The organism is Neobacillus muris (assembly GCF_943193175.1).
GTDB lineage: Bacteria > Bacillota > Bacilli > Bacillales > Cytobacillaceae > Neobacillus > Neobacillus muris.
In genome coordinates this window covers 139235-153269 of the sequence record NZ_CALPDF010000008.1, presented here as the reverse complement: position 1 = coordinate 153269, position 14035 = coordinate 139235, and the positions used below count along the sequence as shown (strand labels likewise).

Below are 14035 nucleotides of genomic sequence, written 5' to 3'. Positions count from 1 at the left end.
GGCAAGCCTATTTTTTATGCAGTTAGATTCTGCACAAATTCCTCGCAAACCTCTGTACTTTTATTTTGCAATAAACATTTTGTCGGCATATTCTAATAGGATTGCTCCTGATGGTTGTAAGGAAACGCCTTTGCTAGATCTGTGAAGTAACTGTGTTTCTAGCTCCTCTTCCAATTTTTTTATTCTCTCTGTTACATTTGGTTGTACATATCCAAGCTCTTGTGCAGCTTTACTGATGGAGCCTTTATTCGCCACCGTTTTAAATATGATTAAATCATTAATTTCCATTCCTATCACCTCTGATAAGGTATCACTATAACTGATGCCACGTATTATTTATACCTATTTTACATTACCTAAGGCCGCTGTTATCATCAATTTTATAAAAAGATGAAAGTGAGTGATAAAGTTTGATTGGAATGCAATATAAGGTTAAGTTGCCAAAAGATTATGATATGGGGATTATTAGAAAAAGGGTACAAGACAATAGTCATAAGACGGATGGTTTTTTAGGATTGAAATTTAAGGCTTATCTAATAACGGAAGCAGAGCAAAAAGGAAATCTATATAATTCTTATGCTCCGCTATATCTCTGGAATGAGCCAAAAGGAATGAATCATTTTATCTTTGATGGTTATTTTGACAATATTTTAGATTCATTTGGATGGCAGCAAATTAATATTGGTGTTCCTTTAACTTTAAATCTAAAAAGTGATTTTCATAAAAGTAACTATGTGGTTGAACATTCAGGAATGATTAAGGAAACAAGTTCACTAGTTAATACACCACTTTACTCTTTTGCTGAGCGTATAGAGGATTCGAATAACTTAGTTGGGACGTTATTGTTTTATAATCCAGATAAATGGGGTTATAGTCATTTCAGTTTTTTTCGTGATAGGCCAGAAATGGATTTGTCAGAACCACTAACATTCTATGAGATATTGCATATTTCAGAATCATAATTGCTTTTAATCTTAATATAGTCTATAAATTCATGGATTACAGGGACTCTTATTATTTTGAAGGAGAGAGGTCTATGCCTTTTGTTACTGTTTATTATCCTGAAGATTTATCCGATAAAGAAAATTTTAAAAAAGTGAGCGAAGGTATTCATGGTTCTTTAGTTAAACATTTTAGTGTTCCTGAAAATGATTATTTTCAACTGTTCTTACCATATTCTGAAAATCATTTTTTTTATAATCCTATATATCTTTTGGACGAAGGAAAAAGTAGAACAGAAAAAATGATTTATGTTTCCATCCTTTGTGGACCAGGAAGAAAAATATCGCAAAAGGTGAAATTGTACCAATCAATAGCTCACGATATTTCTAGTCACTTAAACATCCCCGAAACGGATATCTTTATCACATTAAACGAATCAACAGCTGAAAACTGGTCATTTGGTGAAGGAAAAGCACAAATGATAAATAAGGAGAGACAAACCATGAATAATCGAATTGAACCAAAAATATCGGAGGAATTAAGAGAAATTGCTCCGGACTTTGTAAACTACGCTGAAAACATTTTATTTGGAGAAATATGGAATAATCCCACTTTAACTCCAAGAGAAAGAAGTCTAATCACAATTTCAGCTCTAATAAGCATGGGAGAAACAGAACAGCTGCCATATCATATACAATTAGCAAAAAAGAATGGGATCAATCAAATGGAATTAAGTGCAATTATAACTCATATTGCCTTTTACGCGGGATGGCCAAAGGCTACTTCTTCTCTAAATATATTAATGAAAATTAAGTGATTTTTAGATGTCCGTCTACTAAAGAGTGTTTTTGATTTGGTTAGAAACCAGACTTTCTGAATAAAAGGTTTTTATAAAGAAGAATGTTCCATAACAAAAGTTAACTCAGATTGTAAATTTTTGCTCTTTCAATACTGTTTCCAAGAATTAAACCTTATCAGGGTCCAAATTAAAACAGATGAGAGAAATACACGTTCTCACTTACTTTAACTGATAGAGGCTAATCGTAAGTAAATCATCATAATACAAAAAAATGGCTAAATTTGGTTGACTATTATCAAATATGAGAATATGATTATTTTTGATAATAGTTTAAACTTTGAGTGTGGTGATGTTTTGAGTAGAGAGCCCAAAGCAGATTTGATACTCCATACAGTTAGATTTCGTATTGGACAGTGCTTGCAAAATATTATTATGCTTGACGATAAAAAGGAAAGGTGAGTGTTATGAGAAAAGCAATTGCCGTAAGTCCAATTTACCTCCTCGTGAGTGTGATATTCTGGCTGTTATTTTGGAAATCTGGTTATCCGATGATTTGGACTTCATTTGGCCTTGGAATACTTGGCTGGTGGATAGCTTATTTACTTCGAATCCCGATTAGTATGGTGCTAATGAAAATTCAGGAAGAAAAGCAGCCGAAAGGAATCATCTATTTCTCTGGTTTATTGGAAGAAATCGTTCGGCTAATCGTGCTTGTTTTTATGGGTTCAACTGTTCAGAAGGCACTCTCTCTTGGGCAAGGATGGGCTTTTATTGAGGTAATATTCGCAATCTTAAACTTACTCATTCTGACCAGTCTTAAGACAAAAACAGATGAGAAATCAATGCAAGCAAAAGAGTTCTTAAACGCAACAGGTATTAAACTGGACGGGAGTCCACTTTGGGGAGCAATGGAACGTGTCTTTGCGAGCGGGTTCCATATTGGGAGTGCATTGCTAATCGCGTGGAATCCATGGATGATTCTTGTGATGATTCCTGTACATACCGTCTATAACGTTACGGTATCAAGAGTGATGAAGAGGTCAATTGCTTACATGGAACTAGCAAGTGCATTATTTGGAAGTTCCGTATTTATTTTAGGACTCTTTGTTTATATAATTTGAATTTAATCGTTGTCCAAGACGCTAGGAATCGTCATATTAATGGCAGTTGTGATATCGAGAATACCAAGCTTGTTCGTTTAAGGAAAACAGCTTGCATTCCTCATGTTTATTCATAAAATAGCGAATGTTCTATCTGTTATTAGGATTTATAAAAACGATTAAATGATTGCGAAAGGTGTGGTTTAACATTGGATAGAGAATTAAAGAATTTTTTAAAAGAGTTAGAGAGATTCGGAATCGATAATGATAACGGATTAACGGACAAATCAAAGAGGATGAGAAATGTTACATCTGAAACTGGGGAGTTCCTCTCTTTCATGATTTCCTTGACCAAGTCAAAAAACATTCTGGAAATCGGAACATCGAATGGATATTCAACCTTATGGATGGCAGATCGGATTGCTGAAAATGAAGGTCTAGTAACTACGTTAGAATACTCTCCTTATAAAGCTGATCTAGCTAAAGTTAATTTTGAAAAAGCCAATATGACGAAATGGATCAATCTGCTTGTCTTAGAAGCAGGGGAATATATGAAAACGTTACATCCAAATTCCTTCGATTTCATCTTTTTAGATTCTGAGCGCAAGGAGTATGTGGAATGGTGGAAGTCTCTGAAAAAAATATTAAAAAAGAATGGATTAATCATTGTCGATAATATCATTTCACATTATCCGGAATTACATGATTTTATTGATTTAGTAACAAAGGAAAAGGATTTTGTTATCTTTCAATTGCCCATAGGAAGCGGTTTGCTATTACTAAACAAAAAATAAAGCGCAAATGGTTTTTATGGATTAGAGGGAAATTTTCGCACTATTACACAAAGAGGTATAAAAGATGAAGATAAATAAACTGGATCATCTAGTCTTAACTGTAGGAGATATAAAGAAAACATGTGATTTTTACACTAACGTTCTGGGAATGGAAATTGTTCATTTTCAAGAAGGGAGGAAAGCACTACAGTTTGGAAATCAAAAAATTAATTTGCACCAATTAGGAAAAGAATTTAGACCGCATGCTTTGCGGCCAACCTTAGGGTCAGCTGATTTATGTTTCATCACGGAAACGCCAATGGAAGAGATAGTCGAACATTTAACAAAAAATAATATACCGATTTTGGAAGGTCCAGTATATCGAACTGGAGCGGAAGGGAAAATACTCTCTGTTTATGTAAGAGATCCTGATCAAAATTTAATAGAGTTATCGAATTATTCAAGTGACAATTAGCGGCTCTAAATAACTTCATTCTTTAAATATAAATGATTTGTTTTATCAAATAGTTTACTAGAGAGGGGGATATAATTTTGAAAACAATTTATAGAAAAAGAGGTTCCGAAACTTTATTTAAGGAAGCTTATGAAAAAACATTATATGAATGGGACATTCCGTTTAAAATATCATACGTTCAGACTCGATTTGGAAAAACTCACGTTATTGAAGGTGGGTTTCATCATAAAGAAACATTGCTTCTCTTTCATGGGTTCGGATTTAGCTCAACCATGTGGAAGGATAACATACACGATTTAAGCCAGCATTATCATGTTTTTGCACTTGATTTTATCGGAGACGTGAATATGAGTGAAGCAACAAAGCAAGTGGAATCTAAGCAAGATTGTGCCGATTGGTTTAGAGATGTATTAAATGAACTGCAAATTGAAAAGACTCATATTTTAGGAATGTCCTATGGAGGATTTTTAGCTTGCGTATTTGCCACCCTTGTTCCCGAAAAAATTGATAAAGTGATTACGGTTAGCCCTGGAGCTACTTTATTAAAACAAAGGAGAACTTTCTTCTTTAAGAGTTTATTGGCTGGATTGTTCCCAACAGCGAGATATATCAATAAATTTATGGATTATATGTGTTCGGAAGGAAATCAAGTTAACCAAACTTTAAAAGATCAGTTCGTGGTTGCGATGCAGAACTGTATGCCACGAGTAAAGGTTTTTGCAAGTTATTTAACTGATGAAGAATTAAGAAAAATCCATCATTCAACACTATTAATTGTGGGTAGAGATGAAGTTCAATATGATCCTAATAAAGCGGTTGAAAGAGCAAAAAGCCTTATCTCAAGCCTGGAAGTGGTCTGCATTACAAATGCTGGACATGGGGTGCTGCTGGAACAGCCTGAGCAGGTGAATAGGTATATATTAGATTTCCTAAATGATTGAAATACTTATTTTGATGCTGATTGGTTCTTGCCCCTAAGCATAGAGGAATAAAGAGCCATTACCTAATGGGTGAGAATAAATTGTAAAGTGGGTGTTTCCTATGATCAGCAATACAACTATTGTTGCCATGTTTATCCCGATTCTGTTTTCCTTTCTATTGTTTGGGGGTTTCATAGTTGTTTACAAAAAAAGAGCAGGCATTTCTAAAAAGCCATTAATCCTGGGATTTGTTGGTTTCATTATTTTTAGCCAAGTTTTAGAGAAAGCACTGCATGCAGCTGTTTTGATTTGCTTTCCTCATTACGCAAACCATCCCGTCTGGTTTGGATTGTATGGGGGACTTGCTGCTGGAATTTTTGAAGAGGTTGGCCGTTTTATCCTTTTTATCTGGCTCCTCAAACAATACCGTGACTATCAATCAGGTATTTCCTTTGGAGTCGGCTGGGGAGGAGGAGAGGCTATTATTTTAACCGTCACCACTGTCTTGCCCAACATCCTATTTGCCTTTCTCATGAATAACGGAACAATTGAATCCGAACTAGGCAGCCAGGTTCCAGCTGAGATGATTGATACGATAAAAGAGGGAGTGCTGAGTCATGGGGCCGCTTATTATTTGTGGGGATGCGTCGAACGGTTCTTCGCCATCTTCATTCAGCTCTTCCTGTCCTTGTTTGTGTTGCTGGCAGCAAAAATAAGAAAAATTTCCTATCTCATATATGCCATTATCATACACGCTGCCATTGACTTCCCCCTGGTCTTCTTTCAATCAGGACAAATCAAGCAAATTTGGATCATTGAGTTGTATATTGCAATAATAGGCTGTTTAGCATTTTACCTAATCAAAAGATTAAGAGCTCAATTTTCTTAAAGTTTTTTATCCCGAAAAATGAATAATATTATTACAAAATTTTTAAAGAGGTGTAGATATGAGTAAAGTATGGTCAGAAGAACTACCTGTTGTACAATTTAGGGTGGCTCGACCCACTAATCAATTACAAAAGGTTCTAGAATTTTACAGAGATGGTGTAGGACTGAAGCTGGTAGGACATTTTGAAAATCACAATGGCTACGATGGGATCATGTTGGGGTTGCCAGATGCTTCATATCATTTGGAATTTACTCAATATGTGGATGCTGTTTCCTGTCCGCCCCCTTCAGAGGATAATTTATTAGTTTTTTATATTCCGGATAGGGATGCCAGAGACGAAATTCTAAATAGATTATTAAAGATGGGATATCCGGAAGCAGCCCCTGAGAACCCTTACTGGAAGACTGCAGGTGTAACAATTGAAGATCCAGACGGATGGAGAATTGTATTACAGAATTCTTATACTTTGAATTATGATAAATAACACAAAAAATAAATTGGAAGAGTGGACTGTATGGTAAAAGTCTTGGTTTTAGGTGGTACCCGTTTTTTTGGTGTGCATTTAGTTGAAACACTTATCAAAATGGGATTAGATGTCACAATAGCAACTCGAGGGAGAAGTAAAGATTCTTTTTCTGGAAAAGTAAAAAGAATTACATTTGATAGAAGCAATCTACTATGTTTTAAGAATACGTTTAAAGGAACCAAATGGGATGTTGTCTTCGATCAGATTTGTTATTCATCTGAGGATGCATATAATGCAATAGAGGTTTTTACAGATAAAACTAAAAAATATGTTCTGACTTCTTCCAACGCAGTTTATTCGTTTAAAGAATCTGAATTAAGGGAAGAAGATTTTAATCCCTATTTATATAAGATAAAAAAAGGCAGCAGAGAAACTTTTACTTATCAAGAAGGAAAAAGACAATCTGAGGCCGTTTTGTTTCAGGAAGCACCTTTTCCTGTTGTAGCTGTAAGGTTTCCTATAGTTTTAGGTGAAAACGACTATACCAACAGATTAAATTTTCATATTCAAAAAGTGACCAAGAATGAAGAATTGTATTTTCATAATATGAATGCAGCAACAAACTTTATTAGCGAAAAGGAAGCAGGACAATTTTTAGCTTGGTGTTCCTTGCAAGATGTTGAAGGTCCCATTAATGCTTGTTCAAATCATCCAATTAGTCTGGCCGAGGTGGTAACGTTTATCGAAAACGAAACCAAACAAACTGCCTTAATTGCTAAAAAGGAAGATAAAAAAAATCTTTCACCCTTTAGTATCCCTTTAAATTGGGTAATGTGTAATAAGAAAGCACAATTAAAAGGATTTATTTTCACAGATGTTTATGAATGGCTTCCGAAGCTCATTCGAAAGGTCGTTATTAATTCTAGGGCATGAGAAAGCTGGAAATTGGGGTAGTAGATCCTGGAATGACGTATTCATTTACGAATGAAGATCAACCCACGATGAGGAGCTCGTAATCGGGCATTATTTAAGTGCTTGAATTTCCATTAATTTCATTTCTATAGTAAAATAAGGATTTTACATAAAGCTAACGAGCAGGTTTCAATTATGAAAGATATCACGTGTAACCATTAATTATTAAGGAAGGTGACTTGAAAAATGCAACAAGCCATCGTTGTATATTATACTACTGGAAAGAAAAATAATCTCGATGAATTAAATACACTACTTAAAAATGGCTGGAGAGTAATAAAACAAAGTCCAATGGGTGGAGAATGTGGTGCCGTTGTTTATTCATTAGTAATTTTAGAGAAGCCAGATATCGCCTAACAGCGTTAAAGTGACGGATTGTATAATAAGCAAATATGATAAAAGGCACGTAGAACAGCTCTACGTGCCTTTTTACAGTGAGGACTATTAAATATAAGGCCTGGCACTTACTATTTTTATGAACCTATTAATGTTTGCATGCAAAAGACGCTTTAAAATTATTTTAGTAGGTGGAAGGGTCCGGAAAAAGGCAAATCTTAAGTATCCATACTGCTATTTTTTTCGACACAAAACGAGTAGAACGAAGAAGTATCACGAAAAACAGCATAATACCACTAGTTTTGGCGAAAATTAAAAATATTCAGATAATTAATTGACAGTGAATATGGGCGGTGATACGATGATAGTGAAATTTGATATGTCAACATGTCGATTATGATATATCGAATTAGCAGCTACATAAATAAGGGGGAGTTAAGTGTGACGGAAGTTAAATTTTTGAATGAAGTTCAGGCGTTGACCGAGAATTTGCAACAAAACAATGAATCCATTTTGCAGGCAGCAAAGAAGGCAGCCGAAACGATCAAAGCAGGAAACTGGGTTCAGTTGTTTGGCAGTGGTCATTCCGTTTTGCCAACCATGGATTGCTTTCCACGATACGGCGGCTTCGCCGGCTTCCATCCAATTATGGACCCGCGTTTAATGTGGACAACAGTGAGCGGACCTGGCGGCGCGGAAGAGGTCATTTGGCTGGAAAGACAAGAGGGCTATATGGAGTTATTCCTCAGACACCATATCTGGAACAAGGATGATATTTTTATCGTGATTTCTCATGGCGGCCAGAATGCTGCGCCAGTCGAGATAGCGCTCGCTGCCAAGGAAGCCGGGCTTTATGTCATTGCCATTACATCAGAAGAAAATCATCTACATAAACCAGCGACCCATTCTAGTGGCAAGAAGATCGGAGATATTGCCGACTTGGTAATTTTCAACGGTGTATCTCCAGAAGATGCTGTTGTCGATATACCGGGCGTAAGCGGAAAAGTGGGCGGCCTGTCAACATTGTCTGCAATTGCCATCATTCAATCACTCGTTTCAGAAACGGCATTAGAATTGGCGAGACTTGGCTACAAGGTGAAACCGTTTGCTTCCCCAAATGTCGAAGGAATAACCAAAACTCATAATGATGAAGTATATGTGGAATATCGTAAGCGATTAAAAGAGACGGTAAAAATCTGATGGGCAATCAGGCAGGTGAGTGGCCATGAAAACGGCCCGAAATAGAAATCAACCGCTTTATAAGCAAATTGCGGATTATATCCGCCAAAAGGTTGATGAGGGAGAATGGCCGGTAGGGTACCAGGTGCCTACGGAGATTCGATTGTGTGAACAATTTAATGTTAGCAGAATTACGGTGGTAAAAGCTTTGGAACGTTTGGTGGAGGAAGGCTTGCTGGTCAGGGAACAGGGAAAGGGGACTTTTGTGGCCCTGCCGGCGCTGGCTACAGAATCGGTGGAACTATTGAGCTTCTCTGAAGAAATGAAACGGAAAGGCAAGATTCCTGGAACATTGGTGTTATCGAAAAGCTGGATAAAGCCTGTCTTGGGGATTCAACAAAGGTTAAAGCTAGCCCCGAACGAGAAGGTGTTGTCAATCAGACGGTTAATGATGGCGGATCATCTTCCTATCGGTATCCAAACCAGCTATCTTCCCGAGAAGCATTTTCCAGACTTAATGAACTATGTCACTGATAATGTGTCCCTGTATTACGTTTTGCAGGAGCATTATGGAACCATCATTACGCAGGCGGTTGAAACGTACCGCGCTGTTCAACTAGATGATGAAGAGAAGGAATTATTGGAGGTAGAGCATACTGAAACCGGTTTCAGTGTCGAGCGTCTGTCTTTTTTCAGGGAGATGCCTGTAGAATTTGTCCGCTCAATCATGCGGGCTGACCAAACCTATTATTCCGTGAAACTGGTCCGCAAAGGGTTCTGACTACTAAATTCCGGAAAGCTGGTCTATAAGTGGTTCTGATTTTTTGAATTCCGTAAAACTGGTTCGCAAGGGGTTCTGTTTTTAACAAATTGCGCAAGGCTATTTTTCAGATGATTCCAGTTTTAATCAATCAATTCATTGGTTTTAAAAAGGATTTCAATCTAAATTAGGGGAGATGACAATGTTTAAAAAAGGTTCATTGATTCTTTTGGCCATCCTGCTGGTCCTTTCCATCGTTGCCTGTGATTCGAAAAGCAGTACAGATGGCGGATCATCCACCGGGGAGAAAAAGGTGAAAATTTCCTACTTGACACACTGGGCAGCCCCGCAGGTGGAGCAGTTAAAGAGCGCCATCAAGGAATACAATAAGATTGAACCAAATGTCGAAATCGAAGTTAGAGCTGTGCCTTTCGGCAACCTCCTGACCACCTTGACCACCCAATCTACCGGCTCAGGCGCCCCGACTATCACCAGCATCTATGAATTATGGCTGCCGCAATTGGTGAATGACAAGATCGCAGCACCAATTCCGGCCGAACTGGAAAGTGAAGTACAATCCAATTATCCGGAGGGGATTATAAACGCTATAACCATTAATGGAAAAGTATACGGATTCCCGAATGAAGTCAACCTTTATGCCTTGAACTATAATGAACGGCTCTTCAAAGAGGCCGGCATTGCCGCACCTCCGAAAACATGGGACGAATTAGTTGACGCTGCGAAAAAGCTAACCAAGAAAGACGCATCAGGAAAAATCACACAGCAGGGTTTTGGCATTATTACCAGCTGGAACAGCGGCGTTGTTCATCCATGGCTATCCTTGCTTTACTCTAATGGCGGTGAGTTGTTAGGAAGCGACCATATGCCTGTTCTTGATTCAAAAGAAGTGAAAGAAACGACAGAGTTGTACCAAAAATTGATTTTTGACGAAAAAACGACTGATCCGTCCATGAGCATTGCCAATGCCAGTACAACTGGTCCTTATTTGGATAACTTTGCCAATGGAAAAACGGCGATGATTATCATGGCAAACTGGTGGCAAAGTGCCCTGGAGGATTCTATGGGCGACAAATTCGCTGATATTAAAACAGCCCCAATTCCGGTCGGTCCTAGCGGCTCAGGGTCGCATAGTGTTTCCTATTCATGGTTGACTTCCGTTAACGCCAAAGCCGATCAATCTCAGCAGGAAGCTGCTTGGAAGTTTTTAAAGTGGCTGAATTCTGGTGAAAGCGGCGAAAATGGCTCTTCTGCTATGGGCGATATGCTGATGGGAATGGGCATTATGCCGAGCCGCAACTCGGATATCGAGGCACATAATACCGATTTGAATTCTCCGTTCTTAAAGCCATATGTGGATGAGCTGAAAAATGCCAAGTCCTTCCCGATTGTGCTTGGCGGTAATGAGCTCACAACCACTCTACAGCAGCAGCTTGAACAAATGGAATTTGGCCAGACTTCACAAAATGATACTCTCGAAAATGCCCAGAAGAGCCTGAAGGATCTAATGTCGCAATTTTATAAGTAAGCAACATCGGGGGAACTGTACGGTTCGTGCAGTTCCCTTTTAGTAAAAGGGGATGATTCTATGCTTAAACCTCGTACACTGGCAGCCGTCGGTTTTCTGACTCCGGGAGTCGGCCTGCTTTCGGTCTTCATTATTTTTCCCATCATCTTAACGGCCTGGGTCAGCCTTAACCATTGGTCGATGATGACTCCGATATCAGAAATGAACTTTGTCGGCTTTGAGAATTACACCAAGATTTTCGATCAGGACACCTTTAAAAAGGCGCTGGCTAATACATTTGTTTATTCGATTGCCAATTTGGCGATGATGCTGCCGCTTTCCCTTTTACTTGGACTGTTATTATACCAAGCTGCGCTAAAGGGCAAAACCATCGTCAGGACGCTATTATTTTTACCTTATATTATACCATCGGTTGCAGTGGCAATTGTCTGGGGCTATCTGTACTCGCCGATGTATGGCCCGTTTAACGAAATTCTGGCCTTTTTCCATCTTCCGACACAGGAATGGCTCGGGTCGTTCGATCAGGCGATGATGTCCCTTGTGATTTTGAACGTTTGGCAGACGCTCGGCTATTATGTGGTTATCGTCCTCGCGGGATTGACAGAAATTTCGCAGGATTACTATGAAGCCGCAGCCATTGATGGAGCCAATTCCTTGCAGCGCCTGTTTTATATTACCCTGCCTTTATTGAAAAGGTCGTTGTCTTTTATTGTAGTGATCATGACAATCAATACGCTGCAAGTGTTTGATCCAATCTATGTTTTGACCCAGGGCGGTCCTGCCAACAGCACTACTGTGGTTTCCTATCATATGTACGACACCGCCTTTAACTTTGGGAATGCTGGCCAGGCAAGCGCGATGGCATTCATCTTATATTTAGTTGTCTTATTTTTCACCATTCTACAGCTGCGCTTATTTAAAACGGACTATTAGGGGGCAGAAAGTAATGGATAAACAAGGAAATATTAGCACAGAGCCATCTTTTCAGACGGCACTGCCTTCCAGCACAAAGCGGGTGGAGAAACGGGGATATATAGGCGGATTTGTCAAATATTTAATCATGTTGCTCATCTCATTAGTCATGGTTTTCCCATTTTACTGGATGGCAGTTTCAAGCTTGAAAACACCAGTAGAGCTTTCGAGTCTTCCGCCGGTTTGGTGGCCTTCAAGCCCAACTTTTGAATCGTTTGCTAAAATTTTTGATGTGGTACCCTTTGGCAGCTCATTAATGAACTCGATTATTGTCACAACCGCCGCAACGGCAAGCATCCTGTTGACGAGTATTTTGGCTGGCTACGTCTTCGCCAAATACCATTTTCGTGGAAAAAATGTTCTGTTTGTCATTGTGTTATCGACCATGATGGTACCGCAGTTTGTCTTGATCGTACCGCTTTATCACATGATGAATGGTCTCCATCTTGTTAACACCTTTTTCGGCTTGATCCTTCCAAACATGGCAAATGCCTTTGGTATTTTTCTTATGAAGCAGTTTATTGAGGGCATTCCTGATGACTTGATTGAAGCGGCCCGGCTCGACGGAGCCTCCGAGTGGAAAATCATCTGGAAGGTCATCGTGCCTCTTTTGAAGCCTGCTGCCTCTGCCTTGATCCTTTTTGCATTCGTTTATCAGTGGAATAACTTTCTGTGGCCGTTAACGATTGTACAAACTCCTGAGATGAATACGGTTGTCCTCGCGTTAAACAGCCTGCGCTCCTACACAACGAGTGTCGAGTACACGAATGTTGTCATGGCCGGTGCCGTCATCGGGATTCTTCCAAGTGTGGCGCTATTTCTCTGGCTCCAGAAATTCTTTATTGAGGGAATAGCGATGACAGGGATTAAAGGGTAGTTGGATTTTCATTTTTGAAGGTGCTCAGGGTCCCGAAACTTAGTTTGTAATGATGTAAGGTATGGGGTGATGATAGTGTTTTTCGGCATTGACGCAGGCGGAACGAAGCTCCAATTTGCCGCAGGCATTGGCAAAGAGGTTTTTGCAGGTGAAAAAGTGGCAACACCGGGCTCGTATGGGCAGTTTTTGGATTCGGCGGAAGAGCAATTTTTGAAGCTAGAGGAGCGATTTGGCGAAAAAATAACCGAGATAGGCATCGGGCTCCCTGGAACGTTTACAGCTGAAAAAATTGTCTGGGTTCCAAATATCGCCTACCTTGAAGGATGTGATCTCGCCGGTGATTTGCGGTCACGGTTCGGAGTAGAGGTGTTTATCGGTAACGATGCACAGCTGGCTTTGATTGGCGAGGTGTGGAAGGGAGTTGGCCGCGGTTGCAGCAATGCCATCCTGATGAGCATTGGGACGGGCATCGGCGGCGCAATCATGATTGACGGAAAGGTGGTAAGGGGACGCCGCGGAGCAGCTGGCGCTTTTGGCTGGGTTAATTTGGACGCAGGTGTGCGCGGTGACAAAAATCATGGATATTTGGAAGCAAATGCATCGGGTTCAGCCATCGGAGTGGCTGGTCTTCAGCAGCATCCGCCGCTGACCTCTTATGAAATCGTGGAAAAAGCAAGAGAGGGAGAAGAGTTTGGAGTAAAGGTTATGAAGAGAGCAGGGCATTTGCTTGGCGCGGGCTTGGCATCGATCGCCAGCATACTCGACACCGAAATGATTATCTTGAGCGGAGGCCTTAGCAAGGAAATCGATACGTTTCAAGATTCGATGATTGCAAGCTTCAAAGAGTATACAGCACCAGGTGTGGAACAGGTGCCAATTGTAACAAGCAAGCTCGGCAATCTGTCCGGCGCTTACGGAGCAGTACGGATGGCTCAAGTGGGCGGGGATCTTTGGACCGGATAGCTTTGATGACTGCTAAGCTACAGTTTCGAATCGTGGACCATTCGATTAGGCAGAATTCCAAAAAGG

At 39.6% G+C, this 14035-nt stretch carries 16 protein-coding genes and 3 pseudogenes; 18 read left to right on the top strand and 1 reads right to left on the bottom strand.

What is annotated here, in order from left to right; translation table 11 throughout:
• Positions 1–75 precede the first annotated feature (75 nt).
• Positions 76–288 (bottom strand): annotated as a pseudogene (locus NFS43_RS08685) (LysR family transcriptional regulator); the annotation flags it as partial.
• A gap of 122 nt (positions 289–410) precedes the next feature.
• Here NFS43_RS08685 and NFS43_RS08680 point away from each other — a divergent pair.
• From NFS43_RS08680 to NFS43_RS08600, 18 genes and pseudogenes are all read left to right on the top strand, one after another.
• Positions 411–962 (top strand): DUF4865 family protein, encoded by a 552-nt coding sequence (locus NFS43_RS08680; protein ID WP_251551256.1) that lies wholly within the window; start codon positions 411–413, stop codon positions 960–962.
• Between the two features lie 74 nt (positions 963–1036).
• Positions 1037–1429 (top strand): annotated as a pseudogene (locus NFS43_RS08675) (tautomerase family protein); the annotation flags it as partial.
• Positions 1430–1444: 15 nt separating this feature from the next.
• Positions 1445–1759 (top strand): carboxymuconolactone decarboxylase family protein, encoded by a 315-nt coding sequence (locus NFS43_RS08670; protein ID WP_251551267.1) that lies wholly within the window; start codon positions 1445–1447, stop codon positions 1757–1759.
• 93 nt (positions 1760–1852) lie between these two features.
• Positions 1853–1957: pseudogene (locus tag NFS43_RS24595) on the top strand (GNAT family N-acetyltransferase); the annotation flags it as partial.
• 248 nt (positions 1958–2205) lie between these two features.
• Positions 2206–2862 carry a hypothetical protein gene (locus NFS43_RS08665; RefSeq protein ID WP_251551255.1) on the top strand — a complete coding sequence of 219 codons (657 nt, stop codon included), beginning with the start codon at positions 2206–2208 and terminating at the stop codon, positions 2860–2862.
• Positions 2863–3050: 188 nt separating this feature from the next.
• Positions 3051–3635 carry an O-methyltransferase gene (locus NFS43_RS08660; protein ID WP_251551254.1) on the top strand — a complete coding sequence of 195 codons (585 nt, stop codon included), beginning with the start codon at positions 3051–3053 and terminating at the stop codon, positions 3633–3635.
• Between the two features lie 64 nt (positions 3636–3699).
• Positions 3700–4089, top strand: coding sequence for a VOC family protein (locus NFS43_RS08655; RefSeq protein ID WP_251551253.1), 390 nt, complete (start codon positions 3700–3702; stop codon positions 4087–4089).
• Between the two features lie 77 nt (positions 4090–4166).
• A complete protein-coding gene (locus NFS43_RS08650; RefSeq protein ID WP_251551252.1) occupies positions 4167–5030 on the top strand; it encodes an alpha/beta fold hydrolase in 864 nt (287 codons plus the stop codon).
• A 100-nt stretch (positions 5031–5130) separates the two neighbouring features.
• Positions 5131–5898, top strand: coding sequence for a YhfC family intramembrane metalloprotease (locus tag NFS43_RS08645; RefSeq protein WP_251551251.1), 768 nt, complete (start codon positions 5131–5133; stop codon positions 5896–5898).
• Positions 5899–5956: 58 nt separating this feature from the next.
• On the top strand, positions 5957–6382 hold the full coding sequence (locus NFS43_RS08640) for a VOC family protein (RefSeq protein WP_251551250.1): 426 nt from the start codon (positions 5957–5959) through the stop codon (positions 6380–6382).
• 30 nt (positions 6383–6412) lie between these two features.
• Positions 6413–7297, top strand: coding sequence for an NAD-dependent epimerase/dehydratase family protein (locus NFS43_RS08635; protein WP_251551249.1), 885 nt, complete (start codon positions 6413–6415; stop codon positions 7295–7297).
• Between the two features lie 225 nt (positions 7298–7522).
• The gene (locus NFS43_RS08630) at positions 7523–7693 is read left to right on the top strand and encodes a hypothetical protein (RefSeq protein ID WP_251551248.1); all 171 of its coding nucleotides are present in this window, start codon (positions 7523–7525) and stop codon (positions 7691–7693) included.
• Positions 7694–8113: 420 nt separating this feature from the next.
• Positions 8114–8872, top strand: a complete 759-nt coding sequence (locus NFS43_RS08625) for a sugar isomerase domain-containing protein (protein ID WP_251551247.1) — start codon at positions 8114–8116, stop codon at positions 8870–8872.
• Between the two features lie 25 nt (positions 8873–8897).
• The gene (locus NFS43_RS08620; RefSeq protein WP_251551246.1) at positions 8898–9632 is read left to right on the top strand and encodes a GntR family transcriptional regulator; all 735 of its coding nucleotides are present in this window, start codon (positions 8898–8900) and stop codon (positions 9630–9632) included.
• Between the two features lie 181 nt (positions 9633–9813).
• Positions 9814–11157, top strand: coding sequence for an ABC transporter substrate-binding protein (locus NFS43_RS08615; RefSeq protein WP_251551245.1), 1344 nt, complete (start codon positions 9814–9816; stop codon positions 11155–11157).
• Between the two features lie 60 nt (positions 11158–11217).
• The gene (locus tag NFS43_RS08610; protein WP_251551244.1) at positions 11218–12090 is read left to right on the top strand and encodes a carbohydrate ABC transporter permease; all 873 of its coding nucleotides are present in this window, start codon (positions 11218–11220) and stop codon (positions 12088–12090) included.
• A 13-nt stretch (positions 12091–12103) separates the two neighbouring features.
• The gene (locus NFS43_RS08605; RefSeq protein ID WP_251551243.1) at positions 12104–13006 is read left to right on the top strand and encodes a carbohydrate ABC transporter permease; all 903 of its coding nucleotides are present in this window, start codon (positions 12104–12106) and stop codon (positions 13004–13006) included.
• A gap of 75 nt (positions 13007–13081) precedes the next feature.
• The gene (locus tag NFS43_RS08600; RefSeq protein WP_251551242.1) at positions 13082–13969 is read left to right on the top strand and encodes an ROK family protein; all 888 of its coding nucleotides are present in this window, start codon (positions 13082–13084) and stop codon (positions 13967–13969) included.
• Positions 13970–14035 lie beyond the last annotated feature (66 nt).